The organism is Rickettsia africae ESF-5 (assembly GCF_000023005.1).
In the GTDB taxonomy this organism is placed as follows: Bacteria; Pseudomonadota; Alphaproteobacteria; order Rickettsiales; family Rickettsiaceae; genus Rickettsia; species Rickettsia rickettsii.
Genome location: NC_012633.1, coordinates 1,159,433 through 1,185,145, shown reverse-complemented (window position 1 = coordinate 1,185,145; position 25,713 = coordinate 1,159,433). Strand labels below are relative to the sequence as shown.

Genomic DNA, 25,713 nt, shown 5'->3' with positions numbered 1-25,713 from the left:
CTATAATCATAAAAAAAGCCTATATAGTTTGACTATATAGGCTTTTTTGCTTTATAATGTAGTTTTGAGAAGCGTCATTGCGAGGAGCGAAGCAACGTGGCAATCTCGTCAAATATCCTGAGATTGCTTCGTCACTTACTTCGTAATTTCCTTGCAATGAAGATAAAAACTTAAATAAAAAATTATGTTAGATAATATTAGAAAAACTGCCGATAGTTTTATAATGCGGGTTTTATTCGCAATGATAGCTTTTGCTTTTGTCGGCTTTGGTATTAAAGATGTATTAAATGGAAGAAGAAGCGGCGATATTGTTACTTTTTCTCATGTGAAAAATATCTCCCAGGAAGATTTTGTGAGAGCAAAATCTTTAGAAATTAATGTTATAAGTAAGCAAACGGGAACAAGTTTAACGGATGAAGAAATAGCACAGTTAAATATTGATAACCGAATCCTCAAAAGGCTTGTTTACGATAATGTCTTAGATTATTTAGTGAATTATTATGACTTAGATCTAAGTGATGATACAGTTAAAATTTTAGTTAAAGAATCACCGGTTTTTAAAAATGAGCAAGGTGTTTTCAATATAAAAATTTTTAAAAATTATTTTAGAAATTCTTATATGGATGAAGAAAAATATTTATTAAACTTCAAAGAAAAAGCTCTAAAAAATATTTTTGTTGGTACTTTTATAGAAAGTTTCTATGTTCCTAAAGCTATGACTGACAATATAGTAGATTATATGGCTGAAAAAAGAGAAGTAGAATTAATACAAATAGATTTACAAAATAAACCGAAAGATTTACAAATCCCTACTCCTACCGGTCAGCAATTAAAGGATTTTTACCAAGATAATAAAACCGCGTTTGAGGTACCTGAGAAACGCAGCTTTTCTTATATTAAAGCTAATATTAAGGATTTAAAAGTCTCAGTTACTCAAGATGAGTTGTTAGAATTTTATAATGAAAATAAAGATGAATTCGGTGATCAAAGTTTTGAAGCGGTACAAAAACAATTACATGATTTATTAAAGGCTCAAAAAATCGACATACTTAATATGGAGTTTGCTAAAAAGCTGGAAGATGAGACGGCAGCCGGTTCTAGCTTAGTTGAAATTGCCGAAAAATATAAGCTACCGATACAAAACGTTAACTATATCAGTTATGCAGAGCTTATTGAAGATAAAATAATTGCTGAAAGTGCCGATAGTATTTTTGAGCTTTCGGAAGGTGAATTATCTTATCCTATAGAAACAGAGGATAAAAGCTATCTTATATTGGTAGAATTAAAATCTATTCAGCCGGCAAAAATACCTGAATTTGATGCTATTAAAGAGCAGGTAAATAAAGCTTGGATAAAGCGGAATATTGCAGATGTAAACTTAAAAATTATCAAGGATTTAGCAAAGGAATATAATTCAGATCAAGAGAACATAAAAGAGCTTAAAGCTACCGGAATAAAAATAAGCAAAAAAAGCTATATTAGATCCGAAATGGAAAATGATCTAACACTAACTCCTGAAATATTATTATCAATTTTTAATACTACAATAGGAAGTAATACGCCTGTATTTCAAGTAGGTGATGAAGTATATTTTGCACATATTAAATCTAGCAGTATCGATGAATTAACAGCTAAAAATATTCATGTCAATTCAGAAAAAAATATAATATATAATATTAAAAATTCTGTAATTGACGAGCTAATTAACTACACAATTATTCAGAATGATATGCAGGTAAAAGCTAATTTTAGTAAGTAGCGAAATCCATCAGGTTATACCGTATCGTCATTGCGAGGAAATTACGAAGTAATTGACGAAGCAATCTCAGGATATTTAATGAGATTGTCACGCAGCCTATGGCTGCTCGCAATGACGATAAAATAAGCCGCACATTATAAACAAAAAAAAACTATGAGCTTTAAAGATTTACCGGAGTTTTTAAAATTTTTAGAAAAAAACGGTGAGTTAAAGCGTATTGCTCTTGAGGTTAAAACTGACTTAGAAATTACTGAAATTAGTAGAAGAGTATTAGCACAAGGCGGACCTGCATTACTTTTTGAAAATGTTATAAAAGTCGACGGCATTAAGTCCGACATACCTGTTCTAACTAATCTTTATGCTAGTATAAATCGTATTTGTATGGGGCTTAAACTTAAGTCACCCAAAGAATTAAGAGAACTTGGCGTTTTACTAGCATTCCTTAAACAGCCGCAACCACCCGCATCTTTTAAAGAAACATTGTCAATGTTACCGTTTGCTAAGCGTATATTTGCTATGTCTCCTAAAACCGTATCAAAAGCAGCTTGTCATGAAATCGTCATTGATAAACCGAATATTAATATATTGCCGATCCAAAGATGTTGGCCGGATGATATTTCGCCTTTAATTACTTGGGGTATAGTATTTACTAAAGGTCCAACAAAAGATAAAATCGATAATTACAACCTTGGCATATATAGAATGCAGGTTATTTCAGAAAATAAGCTATTGATGCGTTGGTTAAAGTTACGGGGGGGAGCAGAGCATCATAAACGTTGGAAAGAAGCAAAAAAAGAACCTTTTCCTACTGCTATCGTTATCGGGGCAAATCCAGTGGTAACTTTGGCAGCAGTTATGCCGATACCTGAGAATATCTCGGAGTATAATTTTGCTGGTTTACTCGGTAATAAAAAAGTAGAGTTGGTACAATGCAAAACTATTGACCTCAAAGTACCTGCACATAGTGAAATAGTTCTGGAAGGCTATGTAAGTTTAGAGGAGTATTTGCCTGAAGGTCCTTTTGGGGATCACACCGGATATTATAATGATGTTGAGGAATTTCCTGTATTTACGGTTACCGCAATAACGATGAAGAAAAATCCAGTATATTTAAGCACCTATACAGGAGAACCGCCTGATGAGCCATCAATCTTAGGTGAAGCATTAAATGAAATTTTTATTCCTATATTACAGCAACAATTTCCGGAAATAGTCGATTTTTGGCTTCCACCTGAAGGTTGTTCATATAGAGTTGTGGTAGTATCGATTAAAAAATCCTATCCCGGTCATGCTAAAAGAATAATGCTTGGGATTTGGTCTTACTTACGGCACTTTATGTATAGTAAGTTTATTATAGTTGTAGATGACGATATTGATGTTCGTAATTGGCAAGAAGTAATTTGGGCAATAGCAACAAGAAGCGACCCAAGGCGTGATACGAGCTTTATAGATAATTCCCCGATAGATTATTTGGATTTTGCATCTCCTGAGCCAGGCCTTGGTAGTAAAATGGGAATAGATGCAACCGATAAAATATACCCTGAGACAAATAGAAAATGGGGTAAAAAAATAGAAATGAGTCAGGAAGTTATCGACAAGGTTAATAGTATGTGGAATAGTTTAAAGATATAAGGTATACTCGTTTAATTTGAAAAATTGGCGTCGTTGTTTCATGTTTTTTGATCCTCACGTAGGGCTAATGATTTAATTTGGACGTTTTTTGTCAATAATTACTTACTCGGTAAAAAACCGATGCCTTTTGATTTGCTATATTGGAATGCGGATTCTACTAATTTGCTGGCAAAAATGTATGAGGAATATTTACAAAATACATATTGCAATAACTTGCTAAAAGAGTCTAATAATTTAGAGGTACTCTGAACAAAAGTAGATCTTGGAAAAGTTAATTGTAACTCTTTTTTCGTAGCCGCAAAAGAAGATCATATAGCTCCATGGCGTTCAATATATGATGGAGTAAAATTATTAAATGGACATAAGATTTTTTGTCTCACGGATTCAGGGCATGTAGCAGTTGTAGTTAATCCTCCCGCTAGTGCTAAATATAATTATCGGTTTAATGACGACTTAAGTTTAAGTAGTCATGAGGTGGCTTGTGAAAGCTACGGAATATAAAGGCTCATGGTGGAATTATTGGCTTAATTGGCTTATAAAAAATAATGATAATAAGCTAGTAGATTCTTTAGATTATCAGAATCTAGAGGTTATTGAAGAAGATCCAGGAAGTTACGTAAGGAAGTAGGTGTTGTTTGTGGGGATACTAAATCGTCATTGCGAGCAGCCATAGGCTGTATGGCAATCTCATGAGATTTTGCTTCGTCAATTACTTTGTACTTTTCCTCGCAATGACGGAAAAGCCGATCTATGCAATGCCTAAAATATAAATAAGTCATGAAGAGAAAAAATAATAAATTTATAGAAATATCTATTGCCTTTATTTTGGGAATTGCTTTAGGTCTTTATGGACAGAATCCGGATTATTTTACTAATCTAATAAGTCAAAAATCATTAGCTTTATCTGCTATGCAAATAAAGCATTACAATGTTTCAGAGCTTTCAAGAAGTAAAGTTAGTACATGTTTTACTCCGCCTGCCGGTTGTACTAAGTTTATAGCCAATCAGATAGATAAAGCTGAAGAATCTATTTATATGCAGGCATACGGTATGAGCGATGCGTTAATTACTAATGCACTTATTAATGCACAAGCGCGAGGAGTAAAGGTTAGAATATTGCTTGATCGTAGTAATTTAAAGCAAAAATTTTCTAAATTACATGAATTACAACGAGCAAAAATTGATGTAGATATAGATAAAGTACCGGGAATCGCTCATAATAAAGTTATAATTATTGATAAAAAGAAAGTAATAACCGGTTCGTTTAATTTCACGGCTGCTGCCGATAAACGTAATGCTGAAAATGTAATTATTATAGAAGATCAGGAGCTAGCAGAATCTTATTTACAAAATTGGTTAAACAGAAAGGCGAGCAACTGAGAGGAGATTCCCACTATGTCATTCTTGCGAAAGCAGGAATCTAGTAGCTAAAAGATATAAATAGATTTTAAACATTGACATTCACTAGCTTGTTTGAAATCTTTAGAAGTTGCTGCTTCTTTAGTAGTATTCAAAATAGTATTAACATTATTTTGTATAATTTCGGAATTTTTCTTAAGCAAAGATTGCATGCTTTCTGTAGCAATTTGGTTAGTTATTAAAAGAATATTCATAGCTCTTTGCATTGTATTTGTGATAGATGCAAGATCTACACTAGGGATATTTTTCATAGAACTCATATAAAATTCTGGATTCATATAGGATTTCATTAAAAATTGTGTATTATTTCACATTATTCATTATTCTAAAAAATTTTTTGTGTTTTATAGGTTACGTATATGTAAACATAAACCCTCAATTCATGCTCACATTTATAAAATTATGAGTCAATAATTGTTAGCATTAAGAATAATATTAAAAATAGTTAAGTTTTTATAAATGTTAGATACATCAATTCAAGCATTAATAAATAAGTGGCAAAAATACCTCGTTTTGCAAAGAAATTACTCTAATCATACAGTAATTTCTTATAATAATGACCTTAAGCATTTTCTTGAGTTTATGAATTATTATAATTCAGAGCTTGTAACGATAAATCATATTAAAACCGCAGATATCAGATTAATCCGAAGTTGGCTTGCAAAACGTAACTGTGATAATTTTACCGCTTCTTCAATTTCACGTGGTTTATCTGCAGTAAAAAATTTTTATAGGTTTTTAGAGAAAACAACACAATTAAATAGTCATATAATTTTTTCTATAAAATCTCCTAAAAAGACTAAATTGTTACCAAAAGCTTTATCGGAAGATGATGTAGTAATATCACTTGAACATATTGAAGAATACGGGAATGTTAAGTGGATAGAACTTAGAAATAAAGCCCTACTTGTCCTTATATATGCTTCAGGTCTACGTATATCGGAAGCATTATCAATTACGAAACTTCATCTACAAAATCTAGAATTTATAAGAATAATAGGTAAAGGTAGTAAAGAAAGAATAATTCCGTGGTTACCGATTGCTAAAAATTTAATTACCCAATATTTAGAAATATTGCCATATAAGTTAGGTGATAATGAACCCATATTTAGAGGAAAGCAGGGTAAGAAATTGCAACCACCGGTATTTAATCGTGAATTAATTAAATTAAAGCATTTTTATGGTTTACCGCAGCATTTAACTGCTCATTCATTTAGACATAGTTTTGCTTCACATTTGCTTGAGCATGGTGCAGATTTACGCTCTCTTCAAGAACTATTAGGTCATAAAAGTCTATCTACTACACAAAGCTATACTAAAACAAGTATAAAGCATTTAGAAGCTGTATATACTACCGCATATCCAATTAAAAAATAAAATATATTAATATTCATAATCTTCTTGCATTAATTTTAAGTTATATATTATTTTAAAAACCTTATAAACATAATATATTAAAGTTAATATTGAGATATTAATATGCTAGAAACACTTTTAAAAACCTTATAAACATAATATATTAAAGTTAATATTGAGATATTAATATGCTAGAAACACCTAAATTACCTATGGGATATAAACCTTCTCAAGATGAAGAATATATGTGTCCTAATCACCTAGAATATTTTAGACAAAAACTTTTAAGATGGAAAGAGGATTTATTAAAGGAATCTCAAGAGACTTTAAATCATTTAAAGGAAGCAAATTTAAAAGCATCCGATCTTAACGATTGTGCTACTCATGAAACAGAAAGAGCTTTTGAGCTTCGTAGTAGAAATAGATATTGTAAATTAATGAGTAAAATAGAAGAAGCATTATCACGTATTAAAAATGGAGAATATGGTTACTGTGAAGAAACAGGCGACCCAATAGGTATAAAAAGATTAGAAGCACGACCTATTGCTGCATTATGTATTGAAGCTCAAGAGCGTCATGAAAATTATGAGAGAAGTCATTTGGATGAGCCTGGGCATTAAGTAGCTAGGTAATTTATGTGCGTGGATCGCAAGAATCCAAAAACATTTAATGCCACCCCGTGGCTTGACCACGGGGTCTAGAAAAACAAATTATTATATTAATAATTTTAGTATTTTTAACTAGATTCCGTGATCAAGTCGCGGAATGACAATAATTCATTTTTGCAGGCATGATACTTGAACATCTAAAACCTAAAGAAGTTAGAGCATTTACTGTTTCAAATAAAGGTAATCCCATAACATTTGAATATGAGCCGGAAATAAATGAGATAAAAGCTTCTGCATAACCGGAAATTTTACATCCGCCGGCTTTATCTATTCCCTCATCCAAAGAACAATAAAAATTAATCTCTTCATCACTTAATTTTTTGAACTTAACAATAGTCTGAACTATTTTTTGTCTAACTGTAAGCTGATCATTCTCTTTTTTGATAATACATAAACCGGTATAGACACGATGACGACGCCCGGATAACATCTTAATACAATTCTTGACTTCTTCATAAGTAGTAGCTTTCGGCAATATTCTTCTACCTACTGCCGCTACGGTATCGGCAGCTATAATTATAGCTGATGCCTCTATTTGAGATGCAATTTTTATAGCTTTTTCGTAAGCAAGTCTTATGGCTAAGGGAGCGGGTAATTCACGCAAATTAGGTGTTTCGTCTATATCTGCCGGAATAATTTGTGAAGGGATAATTTTGATTCTGTTTAGTAACTCAATTCTTGCAGGAGAGCTTGATGCTAATATAATCGGTAGGTTTTTTCTGTTCTGCTTCATACTTATAAAGACTAGTGACGATGAATCACACGTCCCTTAGTTAAATCATAAGGAGTCATTTCTACCATAACTTTATCTCCTAGTAATATTCTGATACGATTTTTACGCATCCTACCGGAAGTATGAGCAATAATTACATGATCATTCTCAAGCTTTACTCTGAAAGTAGCATTAGGTAAAAGTTCAAGTACTGTACCTGTAAACTGAATGAGGTCGTCTTTTGACATTATAATTTATGTTTTTATGGTCGGGGCGGAGAGATTCGAACTCCCGACCCTCTGGTCCCAAACCAGATGCGCTACCAGGCTGCGCTACGCCCCGATAATTAATTATGTCTATACTATATACTCTATTATTCGTAGCAAATCAATTTGTTTATATAAAAATTTATAGATTTTACCTAGAAAAAGTGGTTTTGTTAGGTTCTAAGCGTCATTGTATTAGTCCTGCGGCTTTGTTGTATGGCCCTTATGTTCATACCCGTGGAAGCGGGAATCCAGTCTTTTTTGCTGTTATACTGTGACTTGACCCCGATCTTGTATAACAGACTGTGTCCTGAGATCCCGCAATCAAGTTGCGGGATGACATTAAAGATTACTGGATTCCTGCTTTCGCAGGAATGACATAAGAGGTACAAAAATTAATAAAGTTTTGCGGTTTTCACTAAGAAGCTAAAATAGATAGGTTTTACCCTTGTATTTCTTAAGTTTTATATACGATTTACCGAATTTCTATAAAGAGTACATAAAGTTTAATTTATTTTAAACAAGAAAAGTAACTATGAGTTACTTTTCTATATAGAAAATACCTTCTTTATAAGCATTTTTTATAGATATTTTTAGTATTAATTAATGTTTTTCAATTAAAAGTAATATGTTATTTATATAACAAAATCATAAGTTAGAAAAATTAAGCCCACATTTAGGAGATATTATGTCAAGTCAACGGTAAAAAATTTAATAAAAAAAGGCATGTTTACATCAATTGCGGCATTGATGCTTGCTAGCACTAGTTAGTGTCCTTGGTATTGCTAACCGAATCGTAACAGTAGGGGGTGGCTCAGTAGCTGATGGTAGTGCTTTTGGCGGAGGAGCATATGTACCAGGTTCATTTGTAACCCTTGGCGAAGTAAATAATTTTACTGCAGATGTGCCAGCAATGCCTGCTATATATTTAGATACTTTTAATAATGCAACAATACTGTGCCAAATAACATATTTTGGACCGGTTATACCTGTTGATCTTACTAAAGAAAATGTCGGGCGTGTTGTAGATGTCCCTAACGCTATAAACATCACTTTAACAGGTACGCCAGTTACAAATGCACAAGCACTTGCAGTAGTTCCTCCTTTTGCTCCAGGACCAGGAGAAGCACCAGGGAATACTTACTATTTTAACAGCTTTAATTTTAACGATTTAGCTAGTACTTTGATTTTTCAGGCTACATCACTTTTTCCTTCTACTGGTGATAATAGAATCGCCTTTATCTCAGGTCCAGGTAGTATAGTAACTTCTGTTCAAGGCCAGGCAGATCTTACATTACAGATTGACACTGACTTTCAATTTAAACATCCAAGTTGGATTAAGGCAAAAACTTTTAATATTGCAAATAATAAGCTACTTAATTTTGCTACTGATACTTCACCAGCCGCAGGTCTTTACGTTAATGAAGTTATGGATATACAACCTTATAGACATAGTATCAAGTTCGGCGGCCAAAATGCTACTTATGACGTAAGTAATGAATCGCCAAATGCTGCAGAATTTGTGGCTAGCTTCAACCTAGTTCCAGCAAATGATGTAGATGGTCAATTAAGAGTACACGTGGCTTCCGGTAGCCGAGAAATTGCACTTAATGCAGGTACAGGTAGACGGGTAGCGGTAATGGAACAGGAGGGACAAGGCTTAACAAATTTTTAACCGATGGGATAGGAGCTCCTCTAAATCACACTCCAGCTACAATTACAGGAACCATCTTTGCCCAAACTATTCAGATAGGGAACCAGTATCAGCCTATTAATATAGGAGTAGACACGCCGTATGGTGTGGATTGGATACCGGCGCGGGAGGATTAGTACAATTTACGCAGAACTCGTTAGTACGATTTCAGCAAGATGTAATTTCTGATATAGATTTTAACGGTACGGCCGCACAAGTAACAATCGCTGATGGTAAGAATGTTGGTGGGGCTACCGGTGGTAATATAGATAATAAATTAGGAGGAGGTGTTAAATTTTGTCGGTAATAGTACGGTTATCGGTAATGTAGGAGCTACAAATCCGGTTAATATATTAAATGTTCAAGGCAATAATGCCGGTACAATAAACCTTGCTGCGGGCGGTAATTTAGCGGCAGTAACAAGTAGCGGAGGTGTTAACGGCATTGTTAATGTTTTAGGAGTAGGTACGCTTGGACCTGTAACAGGTATTGCGGCTTTGAATCTTAACGGAAGCAGGGAATGTTATGATAGTCGGAGCATCTAGTGCAACTACTCTTACCATAAATAATGCAGTTGTGGTAGCTACAGCTGCGGGTGGTTTTACCAGTAATGCTGAGGTCGGAGCAGGCCAACTTACAACAAATACTACAGGTAATGTTACTGTCGGAACAGGAACATATACAGGTAATATTACCGGTAATGCAACTTTTGGCGGGGCCGGAACTATTAACACAACAGTTATTACAGGACAGACTGATTTTAAAGGGTCTGCAGGTACGGTTAACGTTAATGATACCGGTACTTTAGCAGCAGTGACAAGTAGTGCAGCAACTAACAGTAGTTTAGTATTTTTAGGAGGCGGTAACGTTACCGGAGTCATAAATAATATTGGAGCAATTACTGTTAATGCAGCGGGTAATAAAACGGTTATCTTGCAAAAAAGTGTATCCGCTACTTCTTTATGCTGTGGCGAATTTACAAGACTCGCTTACAAAAAGCGGTAACGTGGATTTTACCAATGGCGGTGTTTTAGAGTTTTCGGGAGCAAATCCTGCAGGTTATTTACTTAACAGCCAAATCAAAAACGGGAATACAGGAACATTAAACGTTTATACTACCGGTACTACTTTAACGGCTACTGATTCAAGTACAGGTATGGTAAACACAATTAATATCGGGCAGGGAAATGCAGTCGCGGCATTTACGATAGATGTATCTAACAAGGCTTTAACGCTAGGAAGTGATATTAATTTGAATAATACTAAATCCGTATTTGGTTTAACTACTAGCAAAAATCAACAAGTTACCTTTATGAATAGTGTCGATGGTTTTGCCGGTAGAGGCGGTAGCGTCAATTTAAGTAGTACTTCTAGTACTATACCTGATAATAATGTGTTAACTTTGCAGGGTAATTTGGGTAATGAAACTCTTGGCACAAAGGCAAATCCCCTTGCTGTTATAAATGTTAGTGGTAATGTCAGCGTTGTTGGTACTAATGCTACGTTAGGTACAAATGGACTTGATATGAGTAATACTGCAGTGCTTAATATTGCTGCTGGCGGGGTTTTTGCCGATGCATCACTTACTTCGGCTAAGATTGCCAAAATTAATATCGGTGAGGTTAATGCTGGACCAGCCGTTTATGTCCTTGATGCATTAAACGGTGATTTTCCATTAGATGCACCAGGTGTTACATTCATGAATTCCGCATCTGTTTTAAAGTTAATGACTACTGTAGCTAGCGGCAAAAACAGTACTATAGAGTTAACAGGTAATATAGAGCCAGTTGTTCCAAATACCGGTGTAGTTGAGATAAATGCAAGAAATGCTAATACCAAGTTAACAATAGATGGTATGGCTAATAAGTATGCTATCGGAACAAAAGCAAATCCGGTGAGTAAAGTACAACTTACAGGGTACGGAATACTGGTAATAACTGCTCTTAATACCCCAAATATCGACGTATCCGTTGCAAAAGTTGCTATAGGATCACAGTTTGGATCAAATTTTTTTCTCCACTCCTTCCGGTTCTATTAATAGCGAGCTTGGGGCTGTAAAGATTGACGGTAATATGAATTGCCAAAATAATGCCGGTACCGTAGCAATATTTGCTAGTGATATAGCAAATAATATAACATCAGCTATTACCGGTAATATAACAAGTACCGGAGGTACTAACGGTACTATAGGTACAGTTGATGGTAATGGAAACTTAACGAATACAATTACGAACCTTGCAATGTTAAAAGCGGGTGTTGACAACAGCACCATTACGATTAACGCCGGTGGTAATATGTCAATTGCTGAAATCCAAGGAACCGGCACGGGTAATAAGTGTTTACTCAAGCAACTAATTTAACCAGTGGTATTAACATCACAGGCGGTAAAGATGTGGATTTAATGTTTACCGGTCCAAGCAGCGTTAGTGGAGCTATAGGTAGCAGTACTTCAAAAGTGGGTGATATAACTATTAGCGGTGATGTATTAAATTGTATCGGAGGTATTAATGCAGGATATGTAATATTAATAAATGGTGGCGACATAAAATTTAAGGGAACAACGAATAGTTTAGATATTTCTAAAGGATCAAGCTTTTCTCCTTTTGCTTTTAAATCCTGAGGATAGAGCATGGTGATTTTTGATGAATTTACTGCTATTACTTATTCCGGTAGTATAGGTACTAAAGGAATGGTCGATATAGTTCAAATAGACAGGGGTGATGTTACAATTCAAGGTATCGTGAAAACAGGCTCGATTTCATTTACTACTGCTCAGTCTGAAACTTTAAGCCTTAATAATACAAGTATAATAAATGAATCAATTACGACCACAGGTAATAAAATCCATACTCTTGCAATATCAAATGATTTAACAACTGGAGCTAGCGGTAGTGGTTCGGTAGGTTCAGACTCAAATCACCTTAAAACCGTTCAGTTCAACGGTGTAGACAGTAAAATCACAATCGATAGCGAAGATTTTTACTCGAGTATAACAACCAAGACTAATAATCAAGGTACGGCAATATTTAACGCTAATAATGGTTTGACCGATGATTTAGGCGGTGAGAATTTAAACCTTAAACTAGTTCAGTAGTAATAAAGACACGGTAAAAGGGGATATGCTAAAACTATTGATGCCGGTAAATCAAGCGGTATTTACCGGTTATAACAGTAGAAGTTTAGACATTTCGTCAGCCACGGTCGGCGGTGTTAAAGTGCCAAGAGCAACAACAAAATTTCATTACAAAACAAAAATCGTTTCAGAGAACTTCAAAGGGAGCAGCAGCAACTCTTCAGCGGAATACATTAATGCTGCACTTGTACAAGCACCGATTATAATGGCGGTAGTCATAAATTCGATGATGATGTATGGCTACAAAAAGCGGTAACAGGCACTAATACTATTACTTTTGCACCGAAGAAAACCGCTTTTATTATTGCATCGGATTTAGGAGCAAATACTATAAGTTGCCGATCAAGCAACAATGATGTTTACCTGTGATAATACTAGTGTAAATGTCGGGGGCAATATCTCAGGAAGTAATATAACTTTCGATCTTGGTAATAATAAAGTTACTTATACAGGCTCTGCTACTCCTACCGGTGAGCTTATTATAAATGTCTTCTATGATACTATAAATGCAGGGCAAACAGGCAACGCTAATAGCGGTAATATAGTACTCGCAAGCGGTAGTACCTTTGATTTATCAAATGTTTTTTCAATTAAAGTATTTTTAACTGCACAAAATAATCCGTTTGCTATTGGGCAAGGTAGTGCTTATCCTATCATCACCATGGCAGGAGGTAATATCATAGTTGGTCATGTTGTAAGCTTACCGTTTAATGTAACCGCTAATGAAGGTGGTTTTGTCAGATGGCAAATTACAGGTAATTCCTTTGTACTTTTGATGATAGAACCAACAGGAGATGTAACAATAGATAATATCATCAAATTTTTAACTAAATACTCCTGTTGGTAATGTTATAGTAAATACCCTTGTAGGGCAAAGATGAGAAGTCGTTGAACATCTATTACCTATAATTCAAAGACCTTCAAATGAAATACATAGAATAACTACTCCGCTTATTACCCCAATGGGGTCCTTCCGTCGGTTCGAGTGTTGGAGGTTTTAGCCCTCTACAGCCGCCACCAACTAGCGGTAGTGTAGTTAACAATATATATGTTCCGCCTACCACTCCGGGCGGCTACGACGTAACACCTAGCAATCCGGCAGGATATAATACTCCGACTACTCCGGTTACAGGTACAGGCGGATTTGGTCCTAACGGACCTGGTACAGGAGGTAATATTGGTACAGGCGGCGGTAGCCCATCAGTTGGTACCGGTGGTTTTGGTCCTAACGGTCCTGCTAATGTCGGAGGCAATCCTTACGGTCCGAATGCTTCGGTCGTAACGATTCCAACCTCAAACGTAGGCGCTAACCAGTTATCAACTGGAGGAGGCGGTAGCTTTGGAGGTACTACGGGTTATAACAGTCCATCAACAGGTGGCTCAAGTTACAATAGTCCTGCTGTAACCGGTATTGCTCCTGCTAATAGTGGTAACTCTTCAGCACAAGGGAGCAGTTCTAGTTTGGGAGGTACAACTAAAGGCGGTGTAACCAACAGCGGAAGTAGTCCATACGGTAATAGCTATAATCCTAAAGCAACAGGTATTTCTCCCGCTAATAATAGTAACGGCATGGGAAGTAGTTCCGGTAGCGATATGTCTGCTATAGGTAGTAGCCGAGATAATTCTGCAGGTACAAGTAGCGGTGGAAGCTCAGGTAGCGGAATAAGTCGTGCTAAAGCGAATGACGGCTTTAATGCTGCACAAGATAATACTAGTATCGGTAATCAGAAAGTAAGGGAGAGAATTAAGGCTCTTGAAGATGAAAATAACAATGCTACGAATCCTACAGCAGAAGATGCTACATCACGTAAGAGAGGTGTAGTTGTCGGAGGCGGTGATTGTGAACTTGATGAAAGTAAAGCTAATAATTCCATTTACGGGGCATGGGCTAGCCTATATTACGGTAAGGCAGTACAAAAAGCTTTTAACGGACTTTATAAAGCTAAATCTACCGGTGGCTCAATCGGGATTGATACCGTTATAAACGATAATATAGTTCTGGGTGCTGCTTATTAGAGTCGATACGAAGTTACGTAAAATGCTAAAGCCGGCAATACTACTAAGGTCGGAACTAATATGGGCTCTATATACGGTTTATATAGCTTTATAAATAACCTATTTATAGAAGGCGTAACCACCTATGCACGAAGTGATATTAAAACTAATGAACTACGTAATATTATAGGCGGTTATGAAACAGCACACGGTAAATATAATTCAACTTCTTATAGTGGTCAAGTAGTTGGGGGTTATAATTATCTATGGAAAGAAACTTCATTTGCACCGATGGCAGGAATCAGGCTTACTAAGATTAAAGATTCCGGTTATCAGGAATACGGTACTTCTTTCCAAAACCTAACTATTCAGAAACGTCAATATAACAAGGTTGAAGGTATACTCGGCGGTGAAATTAAGACAACCTACTATAAGGATGAATTCATAATTAGACCGCAAATTCATGCCTTTATTAATTACGATTTCAAAGGTAAAACACCGGCAATCGTTGCAGACCTTAACGGTCTTAATGAGCCTCTACCGGTACTGGCACCTAAACCTACTAAAATGCTATATGATTTAGGGGCAGGTGCAGTAATTAAGAAGGGTAGAATGGAGCACGGAGTGTATTACAGTCTGAACTTAGCTAAAAAATACCATGCCCAGTCCGGTACGCTAAGATTTAAAGTAAACTTCTAAAAACCCGCATCAATTAAGAATAAGGATTTTAAAATCCTTATTCTTAATTACACACCGAATAGCGGATTACTATATAATCAGCTGTTTGTATAAAATTAAATAATAAGTTGAATTTATACAAGGATTATCATATTAATATTTGTAATTATTTTTCGGAAACTGCGATAGTTTTTATGGTAATTGCATGTAGTTTTTTATTTAATATTTCAGACAGGACGTTTTTTACTAATTTATGTTGATTAATTAAAGAAAGTCCATTAAATTGAACATCTGATATTTCTAAGGCATAATGGTCTTGATCTCCTACTAAATCAGTAATTTTCATTGTACTGTTCGGAAATGATTCTTTAAGTATTTTTTCTAACTCTTCTACAGATATTGCCATTATTTTATCAATATTAATTTAAGTATTAATTAAAGTTTTTTTGCTTAAAGTAAAGCTTTATATGAATTTTTATTATAGAATTTTAAACATTCATTGATAAAATCGACTCTTATGCATATAATAATTAATATTATTATATCATTCTATTAATTATTATGAAAAAAGAAACTGAAGAATTAAAATTATTTATCTTAGAATGTTTAAGTGAGAAAAAAGCAGAAGATATTGAGGTAATTGATTTAACAGGAAAACATAAATTAGCCGATTATATTATATTTGCTAGCGGTCGTTCGACTAAAAATGTTGGAGCAATTGCTGAATATATAGCTTTAGAATTAAAAAATAATGCTGGTATAAATAGTAATATTGAGGGGCTTGGTAAATCAGAATGGGTACTAATAGATGCAGGTACTATTTTAATTAATATTTTTTATCCTGAAGTACGGGAGCATTTTAAGTTAGAAGAAATTTGGAAAAGATGAACGATCATATTCTTATTAACGTTATAATTTTACTAGGTACTGCGGTTTTTATCGTGGCTATACTTAAGCGTCTTAGATTAAGTCCGGTACTTGGTTACTTAATTGCCGGAGCTGCAATAGGTGATCACGGTTTAAAAATCGTAACATATGACCAAACTAAGTTACTAGGTGAACTTGGTGTAGTATTTCTATTATTTGCGATAGGACTTGAGTTATCCTTCGAGCGATTAAAAGCTATGAGACGATATGTATTTGGTCTCGGTAGTTTGCAAGTTTTAACAACCGCTATAGTAATTGCCGGTGCAATGGTGCTTATAGACGGTAATAGTAGTGCGGCTATTATTACCGGTGGTGGTCTGGCCCTTTCATCTACAGCACTTGTTATGCAGGTTATTGAGGAAAATCGTAGTCAATCAACGCAAATAGGAAGAGTTTCTTTAGCTATTCTGTTACTACAAGATTTGGCTGTAGTGCCATTGCTTGTGATAGTTCCGTTACTTGCCGGTAACAATAAAGCCTCGCTTGCAGTGGCTCTTGGTATTGCACTCTTAAAAGCCGTAACGGCCTTACTTACAATATTTATTGTCGGTCGTGTTTTTCTTCGTCCTGTATTTTCATTCATTTCATCAGAAAGTAATAATGCAAGCGAGTTACCTATTTCGATGACTTTGTTAATAGTACTTTCTGCTGCTTGGGCTACCGAAACATTTGGTTTATCTTTAGCTCTAGGGGCATTTGTTGCCGGAGTATTAGTTGCAGAAACTGAATTTAGATTGCAGGCAGAGGAAAGTATTTATCCTTTCAAAAGTTTATTTTTAGGATTGTTTTTCATGACCGTGGGTATGAATATTGATGCCCTAGAAATGTATGAAAAAATATCTCATATTCTTACTTTATCTATTGCTTTAATAGGTATAAAAACCTTAATCATAACGGCTTTTTGTATTTTATTCGGTTTTAATAAAGGAGTTGCTTTTTATTCAGGCTTATTATTATCACAAGGTGGAGAGTTTGGTTTTATATTATTCAGTTTAGGTAAAGATAGTGGAGTATTAGAAGAAAGTACTGCCGATATATTATTACTCGTAGTTACTTTTACTATGGCACTTACTCCATTACTCGCAGCTTTAGGGCAAAAGATTGCTGAGAAAGTTGATAAAGGACTTGGTAAAACTCCGACTCAAATGATTGAGCTTGGGGCAAGAGATTTAACAAACCATATTATTATTGCCGGACTCGGTAATACCGGTAAAATGGTAGCAAGAGTTTTGGAAGCGGAAGGTATAAGTTACGTAATACTTGATTTAGATGATGATAGAGTAAAAGAAGAGCTATCAAACGGTTTGCCGGTTTTTAAAGGTGATGTATCGCAAGCCGATACTCTAAAGGCATTAGGTACGGAAAGAGCATTCGCTATAATACTTACCATGAATAATCAAGTAACTATCAAGAAATCGCTTAAAACAATTAGTGGTAATTATCAGGATATACCAGTTGTCGTTAAGTTAAAAAATTTAAAAAATGCTAGAGAGTTTTATGATTTAGGTGCCACAACTATTATTCCAGAAAGTTATGAGACTGGATTACAAATAGGTGGAACAGTCCTAAAAAATATAGGTATTAGTGAGCAGGAAATTAATAGAATAAAAGTACAATTTAGGCTTGGTAATTATATAATAGCAAAAAAAGAGGATGCTTTATCTGAAGCGGAAGATAATGATTAAAATTCTTATTACTTTGATTATTGTAATATTATCAACAACAATTAATGCCGATAATAAAAAATTGCCTATTCCGAGATTTGTTTCAATAAAATCTAATGAAGTAAATGCAAGGAGCGGACCAACTACTAAATCTGCTGTAGAATGGGTTTTTGTTAAAAAAGGCGAACCGGTAGAAATAACTGCAGAGTACAAGCAATGGCGACAAGTACGTGACATTAACGGCGAAGGCGGTTGGATACATTCAAGCGTTTTATCAGGTAAAAGATCAGTAGTTATTACTTCTGATAAGGAAATAGAACTTACCAAATCCGCAGACCATAAAAGCCGAGTTATAGCAAAATTAATGCCAAAAGTTCGTTGTAGTTTAAAAAAATGTAAAGAACAATTCTGCCAAATTACATGTAAGGATTACACAGGTTGGATTTCCAAGAAAGTAATTTGGGGAGTGTATGATGATAATGATAGGTATTAATAGGCTTCTTGCATAACCTCCTTCTAAAGGTAATTTGTACGTCAATCCGGTACTCGCATCCTCACGTACTTTTATGTACGCTGCAGTGCTGTGTTCCGTGTTTCCTTCAAGTTCCTCTTTATAAGATAGGTGATGCAAGAAGCCTAGTACCGATAATAAATTGTAAAAGTAATTTACTGCCTGAAGTTAATTTGCTATGTATAAAAACTTACCAAAGATATAATTATTTATCCAAAGATATTTAGACGGTACAAATGATGTCGCATTTAAAAAACTATTTAGCGATAAAGTAAAATTAATAAATTTATTGAACTCTCTTCTTAGGTTATCGCAAGGAGATAGAATCATAGATTTAAGCTATATAACTACTGAACAGTTACCTGTATTTCTTGAAGGGCAAAGAAGTTTGTTCGATATAAAAGTTAAAGATGAAACCGGTAGATGGTATATAATCGAGATGCAGCGTAAAATGGAGAAAGATTATCTTAATAGAATGCAGCTTTACGGTTGTTATACCTACGTTAGTCAAATTAAGAAGGGTATGAAACATAAGGATTTATTGCCGGTAGTAATAATTTCTATCATAGGAGCAAAAGCTTTGCCTGATGAATTGCCGTATATTAGCTATCATCATATAAAAGAAAGCAATATACATAAATAATATTTGTTTTCATTAACTTATGTATTTATTGAACTAGGGAAGTTTAAAAAAATGATCTTAAAGATGATACCGATGAATGGTTGCATTTATTAAAATATGCTTCGCAAGAACAAGAACCGCCAAAAGAGATTAAAAATGAAATTGTGTTATTGGCATATGCAAGTTTAGAGCAATATAAATGGACAGAACAAGAGCATGATGATTATTTTAGAGCTGAAATGGCTATATAACAAGAAATAGACAAGTTTGAAGAAAAGTTTAATGCCGGGGGATGGAGAAGGGCATAGAAAAAGAGAAAATTGAAACTGCAAAAGAAATGTTAATAGAGAATGAACCTATAGAGAAAATAGCACGATATACTAAGCTTACAATAGAAGAAATAAAAAAGCTAAAAGCAGAAAAATATAAAGTATAGATATTTAAATGAAAACCACCTTACCCGAACGTTCTTTTAAAATTAGAGCAAGACTTAATTTTATAGTGCAGCAGATTTTAGATATTGCACAGGAAAAATCGTTATGATTATCTTGTACGGCTCTTTTGCTAGAGGCGATTGGGTACATGATCTACCTTACGGCTATCATAGCGATACTGATATTTTGATAATTCTGAAAAAAGGTAAATATAAAGGATACACTGCTTTAAGATTAAAAGATAATATAAATATATAAGATTAGAAAACACAGGAATAATAAACCCTAAGCAAATTATTCCGTATGATTCAAGAATATCGATAATTCTAGAGTCAATAGAGGAAATAAGTAGGCAGTTAGAAAAAGGACGTTATTTTTATACCGATATAAAAAAAGAAGGGAATTTATACTTAGCGAGGCTAAAGATTTATCTTGGAGCGATTGGTAGAGGTAAAGGTTTTTTAAAAGGGGCAACTACTTATTTAAGCGATTTGTAGTATGCTTTTTATCAGTCTTTGCCCTTCATCAAGCTACGGAAAGTCTTTACAGTACTATTTTATTAGTTTCCTCAAACTACAAACCTAAATTACATAATTTACAAGAACTAGGTAGCATGGCAGGAAATTATGACAATGAATTATGGAGTGTATTTCTTCAATTAACCGAAGAACAAAAAAAGTGTTTTGAGTTTCTTGAAAAAGCTTATGTTGATGCAAGATATGATAAAAACTATAAAATTACTAAAGAACAGCTGCTTTGTCTTATTGAAAGAATAGAAAAATTAAAAGAAATCACCGCAAGAATCTGCACAGCAAGAATGAATCCGTAAGGATTGAGTGTCATTCCTAACTCAGTATTACCTGCGTGGATACCGAGTCGTCATTGCGAGCGACTACAAGGAGCGTAGCAATCTAGCAAAAATAATAAAAATCTAAATATTAGCATTTTTAACTGGATTGCTTCGTCAAAACTTGCAGTTTTTCCTCGCAATGACGGGGCTTTTAAAGATATCTATAGTTATTGAGCAATGCCCATCAAGGTTTTAGTTTAAAGATTGATATAAATATAGTATAATATAAAACTTTAGTATATTCGATGAACTGCAAAAATTGGCTGAGTCGTTCTACAAGAGCTTCGGTTCTCGCGTATTACGTTATACGCAGCTCATCTTGCCTTGTGAACTCCTCGCTCTTTTTGAATTTGATCTTCGTATACTAGGCTTTTAGTTTAAAGATATATATATAAAATTATGAGTAAGAAGCTTTATATTAAGACCTACGGATGTCAGATGAATGTTTATGATTCCGTTAAGATGCAGGATTTGCTTTATCCCTTTGGCTATGAACCTACTGAAAATATTGAAGAAGCAGATGTTATTATTCTAAATACTTGTCATATCAGAGAGAAAGCAGCTGAGAAAACTTATTCTGAACTCGGTCGTATTAAGAAACTACAAGATACCAGAACAAAACAAGGTTTAAGTTCTGCAATAATAGTTGTAGCCGGTTGTGTTGCACAGGCGGAAGGGGAGGAGATTTTTACAAGAACTCCTTATGTTGATATTGTTGTCGGTCCGCAATCTTATTATAATCTACCGGAATTAATCTCAAAAGTCGTTAGACACGAAAAGCACTTAATCGATCTTGATTTTGTTGAAGAAGCAAAATTTGATCAGCTACCTGAGCAATTATATCCGCAAGGAACAAGTGCCTTTATATCGGTACAGGAAGGGTGCGATAAATTTTGTACTTTCTGTGTAGTACCTTATACTAGAGGTGCTGAATTTTCAAGAAATGTAGAGCAGGTTTACAGAGAAGCACTAAAAGTAGTTAGTAGCGGTGCTAAAGAAATTATGTTACTTGGACAAAATGTCAATGCATATCACGGTAAAGGTCCTGCAGATAAAATATTTAGTCTAGCCGATTTACTCAAACATCTAGCACAAATTCCCAATTTAGAGAGATTACGTTATACCACCTCACACCCGATAGATATGAATAATGATCTAATAAAGCTGTACGGCACCGAACCTAAATTAATGCCGTTTCTACATCTACCGGTGCAGTCAGGTTCAAATAAAATATTAAAAGCCATGAACCGCAAACATGATCGGGAATATTATTTTGATATAATTAATCGCTTAAGAGAAGCAAGGCCTGATATAGTTTTATCCTCTGATTTTATCGTCGGGTTTCCCGGTGAAACAGATGAAGATTTTGAGGATACATTAGATTTGGTTCGTAGAGTAAAATACGGTCAGTGTTATTCGTTTAAATATAGCCCACGTCCCGGCACACCTGGTGCAACTAGAACCGACCAAATACCTGAACATATAAAATCAGAGAGATTAACTATATTACAACAAGAACTCATGGCTCAGCAACTAGCTTTTAATACAAGTTGTGTTGGTAGTACTATGAAAGTTCTATTTGATCGCAATGGTAAATTCGACGACCAGATAATAGGTAAAACTCCATACATGCAGTCCGTATATATCCAAAACCCTAATAAATCTTTACTTGGTAAAATCATTGATGTAAAAATTACTAAGGCTTCACTTAATAGTTTAACAGGCGAAATATTATAAGTCATGTATAAATCTCTTCTTTTTTGTTTAAAAATTTTTGTCTTCCTTATTTTAGTAGGTTGCGGGATTACTGCTTATATAATATACCACTATTCACGTGATTTGCCTGATTACTCACAGCTTGCACGTTATTATCCGCCGTCGGTAACGCGTATTTATTCCCGTGACGGCAAATTAATGGAGGAGTACGCTTTTGAACGTCGTGTATTTGTACCGATTAATAGCGTACCGAGTTCGCTAATAGAAAGTTTTATTGCAGCTGAGGATAAGAATTTCTATAACCATCCCGGTGTTGATTTGTTTGGAATAGTTAGAGCGGCATTTTTAAACATATCTAATTATTTACATCATAGGCGTATGGAAGGAGCGTCTACCATTACTCAGCAAGTGGTTAAAAATTTTCTGCTAACTAACGAAGTTTCTCTTGAACGTAAGATTAAAGAAGCGATTCTTTCTTATATGATTTCAAGAGTATTTACTAAGGATCAAATTTTAGAATTATATCTTAATCAAACATTTTTTGGTCGTGGTGCATACGGTGTTGCGGTAGCTGCACAAAATTATTTTAATAAATCCGTAGAGGAACTTACTATTGCAGAATCAGCTTTTATTGCGGCACTGCCTAAAGCCCCTTCTGAACTTAATCCTGAGAGAAATTATGCTAGAGTAAAAGCTCGTCGTGATTACGTAATAGCACGTATGTTTGAAGATGGTTATATAACAAGAGACGCTGCGAAAGAAGCTATGGATAGCCCGATAGTGTTACGTAAACGAGCTAAGGAAGAAACTGTTACGGCAGATTATTATGCTGCACAGGTCAGAGAAGAAGTAATTAGGATGTTAAATAGTAAGGAAGAATTTTATACCGGAGGTCTTACTATCATTACTTCTTTAGATGCACAGATGCAGCAATTAGCTGAAAACTCTCTAAGAAAAGGTCTAAGGGAGTTTGATAGAAGGCGTGGTTTTAGAAAGCCTATAGCTAATATTTCTCTTGATAATTGGCAAGGAGAGCTAAAAAAACTACCGACTCCTCCATCGCTTTTAGAGTATAAATTAGCTGTAGTTCTAGATGTAGCCGATAATCATGTAGAGATTGGACTTATAGACGGCAGCAAATCTAAGATGCCTATTGCTGAAATGAAATGGGCAAGAAGTAATTTTAAATCAGTTAAGACCTTGCTTAAAAAAGGTGATGTGATAGTGGTTGAGGCTATAAAAGAGGGGTATGCTCTTCGTCAGATTCCTGAAGTAAACGGTGCTATTATGGTTATGAACCCAAATACCGGACAGGTACTTGCAAGCGTCGGCGGTTATGATTTTTCCACAAGTAAATTTGATAGAGTAACTCAAGCACTGCGTCAACCCGGTTCTTTGAGTAAAACCTTTGTTTATTTAGCAGCTCTTGAAAACGGTGTTAAGCCGAATCAGATTTTTAATGATGGACCTATTGAGATTTTGCAAGGTCCAGGGATGCCTAGTTGGCGTCCTAAAAATTATGAGGGTAAGTTTTTAGGTGAAATCACTATGCGTACTGGTCTTGAAAAATCTCGTAATCTTATAACCGTAAGAGTTGCAACTGCCGTAGGACTTACAAAAATCGTTGATATAATTAAGCGTTTCGGTATTAATAATGAACCAAAAAAAGTTTACTCTATGGTACTTGGTTCCATTGAAACCACACTTAGCAGAATGACTAATGCTTATGCAATTATTGCTAACGGCGGTAAAAAAGTTGAGCCTCATTTTGTAGAATTAATTAAAGATCGTAACGGTAAAATTATTTATAGGCGAGATGATAGAGAATGTCTTGCTTGTAATGTTTCGGATAGTAATTTAGATACCGCAATATTAGAAATACCGAAAGAATATATCTATAGAGTTACGGATGAAGCTAGTGATTATCAAATTACTTCGTTTTTAACCGGAGCAATAGATAGAGGTACCGGTTATGCTGCGAAGAAGTTAGGGAAAATTATCGGCGGAAAAACCGGTACTAGTAACGATAGTAAAGATACATGGTTTGTAGGTTTTACACCCAAAATAGTAGTCGGCAGTTATGTGGGTTATGATACACCGAAAGAGCTTGGAAAAAGAGCAACAGGCTCAAACGTAGTATTACCGATTTTTATTGATTTTATGAGTAATGCTTATAAGGATAAGCCATCGCTGCCTTTCAAAGTTCCAGATTCAATTAAGCTAATCGCCGTAGATAGCGCAACTGGTAAAATTACACCAAGCGGTACTGTTATAGAAGCATTTAAAATAAATAATGTTCAGATGCTTGAGAATGAAGATATGATTGATAATCAAAATAATAATGATATTTTTGATTATGTACCGAGTAAGGAAGATCAATCGCAGGAAATTTACTAAACTGTATAATTAGTTTAAGCCGATGTCATTCCCTGTTCTCTATGTCATGCAACAAAACCACCTATTTTTATTTGAACCTATGAAAAAAATTATTTTATATCTCACTGCCCTAATATCACTTACTATAACTTTTATAATTCAAGCGGATTGTTTTTTAGTTAATGAAAATTATAAAACAAGAAGGTAATTGTGATTCTCGTTATGCTCCATGCTCAACATTTAAAATTGCTATAAGTTTAATGGGTTATGATGATGGGTTTTTAATTGATGAAACTCATCCAAAATTACCTGTTAAAGAAGGATATGCTGACTATCTTGAAGTTTGGAAACAATCCCAAACACCTAAAGATTGGATGAAGAATAGCTGTGTTTGGTATTCTCAGATTATTACTAAAGAATTAGGTATGGAAAAATTTCGTGATTATGTAACATAATGTGATTATGGTAATCGTGATATTTCAGGAGGAGATAAAGGAAGGAATAACGGTTTAACTAATGCATGGCTTTCTAGTTCTTTAGAAATTTCACCGTAAGAACAATTAGCTTTTCTTCAGAAACTGGCAGAGAATAAATTGCCTGTAAGTGTTCAAGCCCAAGAAATGACTAAAAATATTTTGTTTATTGAAGATTTTGTAGATTGTTGGAAGCGTTACGGTAAAACAGGCAGTGGTAATAAACTTAGCCAAGATAGAACTGTAAAGTTAAAGGATCGTAAAATCGGATGGTTTATAGGTTGGCTACACAAAAATGACAGAACAGTTTTCTTTGTACATTTCATTGAAAATAATAAAAATTATGATTCTTATGCAGGGCAACGTTCTAAAGAAGCAGCGAAAGAAAAGCTAAAAGAATTGATAAATCAAGAATTGAAATAAATCTCAATTTTTATTTTCGAGGAACAACCAACAGTGAATTTGCTATTGTTTGTTGATTAAAAAGCAATACTCTAGGTTATCTATACTAAAGTACCTTCTTCTTCATAGGAGACTCCGGTCATATCTACCACAGCATGATCATTATCAAGTAGAGTGTTATTTTCAGTAGTAACATCTTCATTAATTTCAGCAGCAAGTTTTTCAGCTTCAATTTCATCAATATATTGTTTTAATTTAGCGTTTGTTGCGTTTTTATTTCTAACATACCAAGTTACCCCTACACCTATTATAACAGCTATGGAGGCAACTACAGTTGTGCCAATGCTTATATGTTGAGCAACCAAGGAATTATCGTTATCACTCTCATCAAACATATTTTCTTGAGAGTTGTAAGTTGTATTGAAAG

General features: G+C 34.5%; 34 protein-coding genes, 1 tRNA gene and 2 pseudogenes. 30 read left to right on the top strand and 7 right to left on the bottom strand.

Features of this window, described 5'->3' with window-relative positions:
- Nucleotides 1–184 precede the first annotated feature (184 nt).
- The 4 genes from RAF_RS06475 to pld all read left to right on the top strand — a co-directional run bounded on the left by RAF_RS06475 (nucleotide 185) and on the right by pld (nucleotide 4,771).
- The gene (locus RAF_RS06475; RefSeq protein ID WP_012720068.1) at nucleotides 185–1,759 is read left to right on the top strand and encodes a SurA N-terminal domain-containing protein; all 1,575 of its coding nucleotides are present in this window, start codon (nucleotides 185–187) and stop codon (nucleotides 1,757–1,759) included.
- 153 nt (nucleotides 1,760–1,912) lie between these two features.
- Complete coding sequence (locus RAF_RS06470; protein WP_012720067.1) at nucleotides 1,913–3,391, top strand: UbiD family decarboxylase; 1,479 nt, start codon at nucleotides 1,913–1,915, stop codon at nucleotides 3,389–3,391.
- A gap of 481 nt (nucleotides 3,392–3,872) precedes the next feature.
- Nucleotides 3,873–4,019 carry a hypothetical protein gene (locus RAF_RS09535; RefSeq protein ID WP_041472052.1) on the top strand — a complete coding sequence of 49 codons (147 nt, stop codon included), beginning with the start codon at nucleotides 3,873–3,875 and terminating at the stop codon, nucleotides 4,017–4,019.
- Between the two features lie 149 nt (nucleotides 4,020–4,168).
- Entirely contained in the window at nucleotides 4,169–4,771 is a 603-nt protein-coding gene (gene pld, locus RAF_RS06455) for a phospholipase D (RefSeq protein WP_012720066.1), read from the top strand.
- Between the two features lie 47 nt (nucleotides 4,772–4,818).
- Here the strand turns inward: pld and RAF_RS06450 are convergent, their stop codons facing one another.
- Complete coding sequence (locus RAF_RS06450; protein ID WP_234943903.1) at nucleotides 4,819–5,088, bottom strand: phasin family protein; 270 nt, start codon at nucleotides 5,086–5,088, stop codon at nucleotides 4,819–4,821.
- Nucleotides 5,089–5,269: 181 nt separating this feature from the next.
- On the opposite strand from RAF_RS06450, the gene RAF_RS06445 reads away from it, so the two are divergent.
- Both RAF_RS06445 and dksA read left to right on the top strand, forming a co-directional pair.
- Nucleotides 5,270–6,187, top strand: a complete 918-nt coding sequence (locus RAF_RS06445) for a tyrosine recombinase XerC (RefSeq protein WP_012720064.1) — start codon at nucleotides 5,270–5,272, stop codon at nucleotides 6,185–6,187.
- A 167-nt stretch (nucleotides 6,188–6,354) separates the two neighbouring features.
- Nucleotides 6,355–6,786: an RNA polymerase-binding protein DksA gene (dksA, locus tag RAF_RS06440; RefSeq protein ID WP_012720063.1), complete on the top strand. Its 432-nt coding sequence runs from the start codon at nucleotides 6,355–6,357 to the stop codon at nucleotides 6,784–6,786.
- 133 nt (nucleotides 6,787–6,919) lie between these two features.
- Here dksA and RAF_RS06435 read toward each other — a convergent pair whose 3' ends face one another.
- From RAF_RS06435 to RAF_RS06425, 3 genes are all read right to left on the bottom strand, one after another.
- Complete coding sequence (locus tag RAF_RS06435) at nucleotides 6,920–7,567, bottom strand: Maf family protein (protein ID WP_012720062.1); 648 nt, start codon at nucleotides 7,565–7,567, stop codon at nucleotides 6,920–6,922.
- A gap of 11 nt (nucleotides 7,568–7,578) precedes the next feature.
- Nucleotides 7,579–7,794, bottom strand: a complete 216-nt coding sequence (gene infA, locus RAF_RS06430; protein WP_010977828.1) for a translation initiation factor IF-1 — start codon at nucleotides 7,792–7,794, stop codon at nucleotides 7,579–7,581.
- A 17-nt stretch (nucleotides 7,795–7,811) separates the two neighbouring features.
- Nucleotides 7,812–7,888 (bottom strand) — tRNA-Pro (locus tag RAF_RS06425).
- A gap of 678 nt (nucleotides 7,889–8,566) precedes the next feature.
- On the opposite strand from RAF_RS06425, the pseudogene RAF_RS10670 reads away from it, so the two are divergent.
- The 10 genes and pseudogenes from RAF_RS10670 (at nucleotide 8,567) to RAF_RS06370 (ending at nucleotide 13,485) form a co-directional block, all read left to right on the top strand.
- A pseudogene (locus tag RAF_RS10670) lies at nucleotides 8,567–8,808 on the top strand (cell surface protein).
- Nucleotides 8,809–9,617: 809 nt separating this feature from the next.
- Nucleotides 9,618–9,812, top strand: a complete 195-nt coding sequence (locus RAF_RS06410; RefSeq protein ID WP_004997262.1) for a hypothetical protein — start codon at nucleotides 9,618–9,620, stop codon at nucleotides 9,810–9,812.
- A complete protein-coding gene (locus RAF_RS06405) occupies nucleotides 9,793–10,050 on the top strand; it encodes a hypothetical protein (protein WP_041471970.1) in 258 nt (85 codons plus the stop codon). Before RAF_RS06410 ends, RAF_RS06405 begins: the two co-directional genes overlap by 20 nt.
- Nucleotides 10,031–10,510, top strand: a complete 480-nt coding sequence (locus RAF_RS10195; RefSeq protein ID WP_234943902.1) for a hypothetical protein — start codon at nucleotides 10,031–10,033, stop codon at nucleotides 10,508–10,510. The genes RAF_RS06405 and RAF_RS10195 overlap by 20 nt, the downstream gene beginning before the upstream one ends.
- Nucleotides 10,473–11,543: a hypothetical protein gene (locus tag RAF_RS06395; RefSeq protein WP_234943901.1), complete on the top strand. Its 1,071-nt coding sequence runs from the start codon at nucleotides 10,473–10,475 to the stop codon at nucleotides 11,541–11,543. Before RAF_RS10195 ends, RAF_RS06395 begins: the two co-directional genes overlap by 38 nt.
- On the top strand, nucleotides 11,503–11,865 hold the full coding sequence (locus tag RAF_RS06390) for a hypothetical protein (protein WP_041471969.1): 363 nt from the start codon (nucleotides 11,503–11,505) through the stop codon (nucleotides 11,863–11,865). The genes RAF_RS06395 and RAF_RS06390 overlap by 41 nt, the downstream gene beginning before the upstream one ends.
- On the top strand, nucleotides 11,841–12,125 hold the full coding sequence (locus tag RAF_RS06385; RefSeq protein WP_041471968.1) for a hypothetical protein: 285 nt from the start codon (nucleotides 11,841–11,843) through the stop codon (nucleotides 12,123–12,125). Before RAF_RS06390 ends, RAF_RS06385 begins: the two co-directional genes overlap by 25 nt.
- A gap of 9 nt (nucleotides 12,126–12,134) precedes the next feature.
- Complete coding sequence (locus RAF_RS06380; protein ID WP_200858173.1) at nucleotides 12,135–12,599, top strand: hypothetical protein; 465 nt, start codon at nucleotides 12,135–12,137, stop codon at nucleotides 12,597–12,599.
- Between the two features lie 25 nt (nucleotides 12,600–12,624).
- A complete protein-coding gene (locus RAF_RS10190) occupies nucleotides 12,625–12,894 on the top strand; it encodes a hypothetical protein (RefSeq protein ID WP_234943900.1) in 270 nt (89 codons plus the stop codon).
- 96 nt (nucleotides 12,895–12,990) lie between these two features.
- Nucleotides 12,991–13,485, top strand: coding sequence for a hypothetical protein (locus RAF_RS06370; RefSeq protein WP_234943899.1), 495 nt, complete (start codon nucleotides 12,991–12,993; stop codon nucleotides 13,483–13,485).
- A gap of 226 nt (nucleotides 13,486–13,711) precedes the next feature.
- Here the strand turns inward: RAF_RS06370 and RAF_RS06365 are convergent, their stop codons facing one another.
- Complete coding sequence (locus RAF_RS06365) at nucleotides 13,712–13,891, bottom strand: hypothetical protein (protein WP_041471967.1); 180 nt, start codon at nucleotides 13,889–13,891, stop codon at nucleotides 13,712–13,714.
- Nucleotides 13,892–14,099: 208 nt separating this feature from the next.
- Here RAF_RS06365 and RAF_RS06360 point away from each other — a divergent pair, with 208 nt between their 5' ends.
- Both RAF_RS06360 and RAF_RS06355 read left to right on the top strand, forming a co-directional pair.
- On the top strand, nucleotides 14,100–14,654 hold the full coding sequence (locus RAF_RS06360; RefSeq protein ID WP_041471966.1) for a hypothetical protein: 555 nt from the start codon (nucleotides 14,100–14,102) through the stop codon (nucleotides 14,652–14,654).
- Between the two features lie 39 nt (nucleotides 14,655–14,693).
- Nucleotides 14,694–15,332: pseudogene (locus tag RAF_RS06355) on the top strand (autotransporter outer membrane beta-barrel domain-containing protein); the annotation flags it as partial.
- A 145-nt stretch (nucleotides 15,333–15,477) separates the two neighbouring features.
- Here the strand turns inward: RAF_RS06355 and RAF_RS06350 are convergent.
- On the bottom strand, nucleotides 15,478–15,717 hold the full coding sequence (locus RAF_RS06350) for a BolA/IbaG family iron-sulfur metabolism protein (RefSeq protein WP_012720060.1): 240 nt from the start codon (nucleotides 15,715–15,717) through the stop codon (nucleotides 15,478–15,480).
- A 155-nt stretch (nucleotides 15,718–15,872) separates the two neighbouring features.
- Here RAF_RS06350 and rsfS point away from each other — a divergent pair, with 155 nt between their 5' ends.
- From rsfS to RAF_RS10165, 12 genes are all read left to right on the top strand, one after another.
- Nucleotides 15,873–16,199 carry a ribosome silencing factor gene (rsfS, locus tag RAF_RS06345; protein WP_012720059.1) on the top strand — a complete coding sequence of 109 codons (327 nt, stop codon included), beginning with the start codon at nucleotides 15,873–15,875 and terminating at the stop codon, nucleotides 16,197–16,199.
- Nucleotides 16,196–17,923, top strand: coding sequence for a monovalent cation:proton antiporter-2 (CPA2) family protein (locus tag RAF_RS06340; protein ID WP_012720058.1), 1,728 nt, complete (start codon nucleotides 16,196–16,198; stop codon nucleotides 17,921–17,923). Before rsfS ends, RAF_RS06340 begins: the two co-directional genes overlap by 4 nt.
- A complete protein-coding gene (locus RAF_RS06335; RefSeq protein WP_004997294.1) occupies nucleotides 17,916–18,395 on the top strand; it encodes an SH3 domain-containing protein in 480 nt (159 codons plus the stop codon). Before RAF_RS06340 ends, RAF_RS06335 begins: the two co-directional genes overlap by 8 nt.
- Before the next feature lie 307 nt (nucleotides 18,396–18,702).
- Nucleotides 18,703–19,056 (top strand): PD-(D/E)XK nuclease family transposase, encoded by a 354-nt coding sequence (locus RAF_RS10185; RefSeq protein WP_012720056.1) that lies wholly within the window; start codon nucleotides 18,703–18,705, stop codon nucleotides 19,054–19,056.
- A gap of 80 nt (nucleotides 19,057–19,136) precedes the next feature.
- Nucleotides 19,137–19,286: a hypothetical protein gene (locus RAF_RS10180; RefSeq protein WP_234943898.1), complete on the top strand. Its 150-nt coding sequence runs from the start codon at nucleotides 19,137–19,139 to the stop codon at nucleotides 19,284–19,286.
- Between the two features lie 41 nt (nucleotides 19,287–19,327).
- A complete protein-coding gene (locus RAF_RS10175; RefSeq protein ID WP_014014833.1) occupies nucleotides 19,328–19,471 on the top strand; it encodes a hypothetical protein in 144 nt (47 codons plus the stop codon).
- A 103-nt stretch (nucleotides 19,472–19,574) separates the two neighbouring features.
- On the top strand, nucleotides 19,575–19,727 hold the full coding sequence (locus RAF_RS09530) for a hypothetical protein (RefSeq protein ID WP_004997297.1): 153 nt from the start codon (nucleotides 19,575–19,577) through the stop codon (nucleotides 19,725–19,727).
- A gap of 295 nt (nucleotides 19,728–20,022) precedes the next feature.
- The gene (locus RAF_RS08945) at nucleotides 20,023–20,298 is read left to right on the top strand and encodes a HEPN domain-containing protein (RefSeq protein ID WP_148206976.1); all 276 of its coding nucleotides are present in this window, start codon (nucleotides 20,023–20,025) and stop codon (nucleotides 20,296–20,298) included.
- 420 nt (nucleotides 20,299–20,718) lie between these two features.
- Nucleotides 20,719–22,056 carry a tRNA (N6-isopentenyl adenosine(37)-C2)-methylthiotransferase MiaB gene (miaB, locus tag RAF_RS06315; RefSeq protein WP_012720055.1) on the top strand — a complete coding sequence of 446 codons (1,338 nt, stop codon included), beginning with the start codon at nucleotides 20,719–20,721 and terminating at the stop codon, nucleotides 22,054–22,056.
- A gap of 3 nt (nucleotides 22,057–22,059) precedes the next feature.
- Nucleotides 22,060–24,432 (top strand): penicillin-binding protein 1A, encoded by a 2,373-nt coding sequence (locus RAF_RS06310; RefSeq protein ID WP_012720054.1) that lies wholly within the window; start codon nucleotides 22,060–22,062, stop codon nucleotides 24,430–24,432.
- 161 nt (nucleotides 24,433–24,593) lie between these two features.
- Nucleotides 24,594–24,866 (top strand): penicillin-binding transpeptidase domain-containing protein, encoded by a 273-nt coding sequence (locus tag RAF_RS10170; protein ID WP_041471963.1) that lies wholly within the window; start codon nucleotides 24,594–24,596, stop codon nucleotides 24,864–24,866.
- A 165-nt stretch (nucleotides 24,867–25,031) separates the two neighbouring features.
- Nucleotides 25,032–25,307, top strand: a complete 276-nt coding sequence (locus RAF_RS10165; RefSeq protein ID WP_234943897.1) for a penicillin-binding transpeptidase domain-containing protein — start codon at nucleotides 25,032–25,034, stop codon at nucleotides 25,305–25,307.
- 80 nt (nucleotides 25,308–25,387) lie between these two features.
- Here RAF_RS10165 and RAF_RS06295 read toward each other — a convergent pair whose 3' ends face one another.
- Nucleotides 25,388–25,681 carry a hypothetical protein gene (locus RAF_RS06295; protein WP_041471961.1) on the bottom strand — a complete coding sequence of 98 codons (294 nt, stop codon included), beginning with the start codon at nucleotides 25,679–25,681 and terminating at the stop codon, nucleotides 25,388–25,390.
- Nucleotides 25,682–25,713 lie beyond the last annotated feature (32 nt).

Excerpts from the sequence above, each read along its gene's own strand:
- rsfS (WP_012720059.1), top strand. The coding sequence starts at position 15,873 with ATGAAAAAAGAAACTGAAGAATTAAAATTATTTATCTTAGAATGTTTA.
- RAF_RS10190 (WP_234943900.1), top strand. The coding sequence starts at position 12,625 with ATGCTAAAACTATTGATGCCGGTAAATCAAGCGGTATTTACCGGTTAT.
- RAF_RS06450 (WP_234943903.1), bottom strand. The coding sequence starts at position 5,088 with ATGAATCCAGAATTTTATATGAGTTCTATGAAAAATATCCCTAGTGTA.
- RAF_RS06380 (WP_200858173.1), top strand. The coding sequence starts at position 12,135 with ATGGTGATTTTTGATGAATTTACTGCTATTACTTATTCCGGTAGTATA.
- RAF_RS06310 (WP_012720054.1), top strand. The coding sequence starts at position 22,060 with ATGTATAAATCTCTTCTTTTTTGTTTAAAAATTTTTGTCTTCCTTATT.
- RAF_RS10170 (WP_041471963.1), top strand. The coding sequence starts at position 24,594 with ATGAAAATTATAAAACAAGAAGGTAATTGTGATTCTCGTTATGCTCCA.
- RAF_RS06340 (WP_012720058.1), top strand. The coding sequence starts at position 16,196 with ATGAACGATCATATTCTTATTAACGTTATAATTTTACTAGGTACTGCG.
- RAF_RS06335 (WP_004997294.1), top strand. The coding sequence starts at position 17,916 with ATGATTAAAATTCTTATTACTTTGATTATTGTAATATTATCAACAACA.
- RAF_RS09530 (WP_004997297.1), top strand. The coding sequence starts at position 19,575 with ATGATTATCTTGTACGGCTCTTTTGCTAGAGGCGATTGGGTACATGAT.
- miaB (WP_012720055.1), top strand. The coding sequence starts at position 20,719 with ATGAGTAAGAAGCTTTATATTAAGACCTACGGATGTCAGATGAATGTT.
- RAF_RS06435 (WP_012720062.1), bottom strand. The coding sequence starts at position 7,567 with ATGAAGCAGAACAGAAAAAACCTACCGATTATATTAGCATCAAGCTCT.
- pld (WP_012720066.1), top strand. The coding sequence starts at position 4,169 with ATGAAGAGAAAAAATAATAAATTTATAGAAATATCTATTGCCTTTATT.
- infA (WP_010977828.1), bottom strand. The coding sequence starts at position 7,794 with ATGTCAAAAGACGACCTCATTCAGTTTACAGGTACAGTACTTGAACTT.
- RAF_RS06295 (WP_041471961.1), bottom strand. The coding sequence starts at position 25,681 with ATGTTTGATGAGAGTGATAACGATAATTCCTTGGTTGCTCAACATATA.
- dksA (WP_012720063.1), top strand. The coding sequence starts at position 6,355 with ATGCTAGAAACACCTAAATTACCTATGGGATATAAACCTTCTCAAGAT.
- RAF_RS10175 (WP_014014833.1), top strand. The coding sequence starts at position 19,328 with ATGGAGAAGGGCATAGAAAAAGAGAAAATTGAAACTGCAAAAGAAATG.
- RAF_RS06350 (WP_012720060.1), bottom strand. The coding sequence starts at position 15,717 with ATGGCAATATCTGTAGAAGAGTTAGAAAAAATACTTAAAGAATCATTT.
- RAF_RS06475 (WP_012720068.1), top strand. The coding sequence starts at position 185 with ATGTTAGATAATATTAGAAAAACTGCCGATAGTTTTATAATGCGGGTT.
- RAF_RS06445 (WP_012720064.1), top strand. The coding sequence starts at position 5,270 with ATGTTAGATACATCAATTCAAGCATTAATAAATAAGTGGCAAAAATAC.
- RAF_RS10195 (WP_234943902.1), top strand. The coding sequence starts at position 10,031 with ATGATAGTCGGAGCATCTAGTGCAACTACTCTTACCATAAATAATGCA.
- RAF_RS10165 (WP_234943897.1), top strand. The coding sequence starts at position 25,032 with ATGACTAAAAATATTTTGTTTATTGAAGATTTTGTAGATTGTTGGAAG.
- RAF_RS06370 (WP_234943899.1), top strand. The coding sequence starts at position 12,991 with ATGATGTTTACCTGTGATAATACTAGTGTAAATGTCGGGGGCAATATC.
- RAF_RS06470 (WP_012720067.1), top strand. The coding sequence starts at position 1,913 with ATGAGCTTTAAAGATTTACCGGAGTTTTTAAAATTTTTAGAAAAAAAC.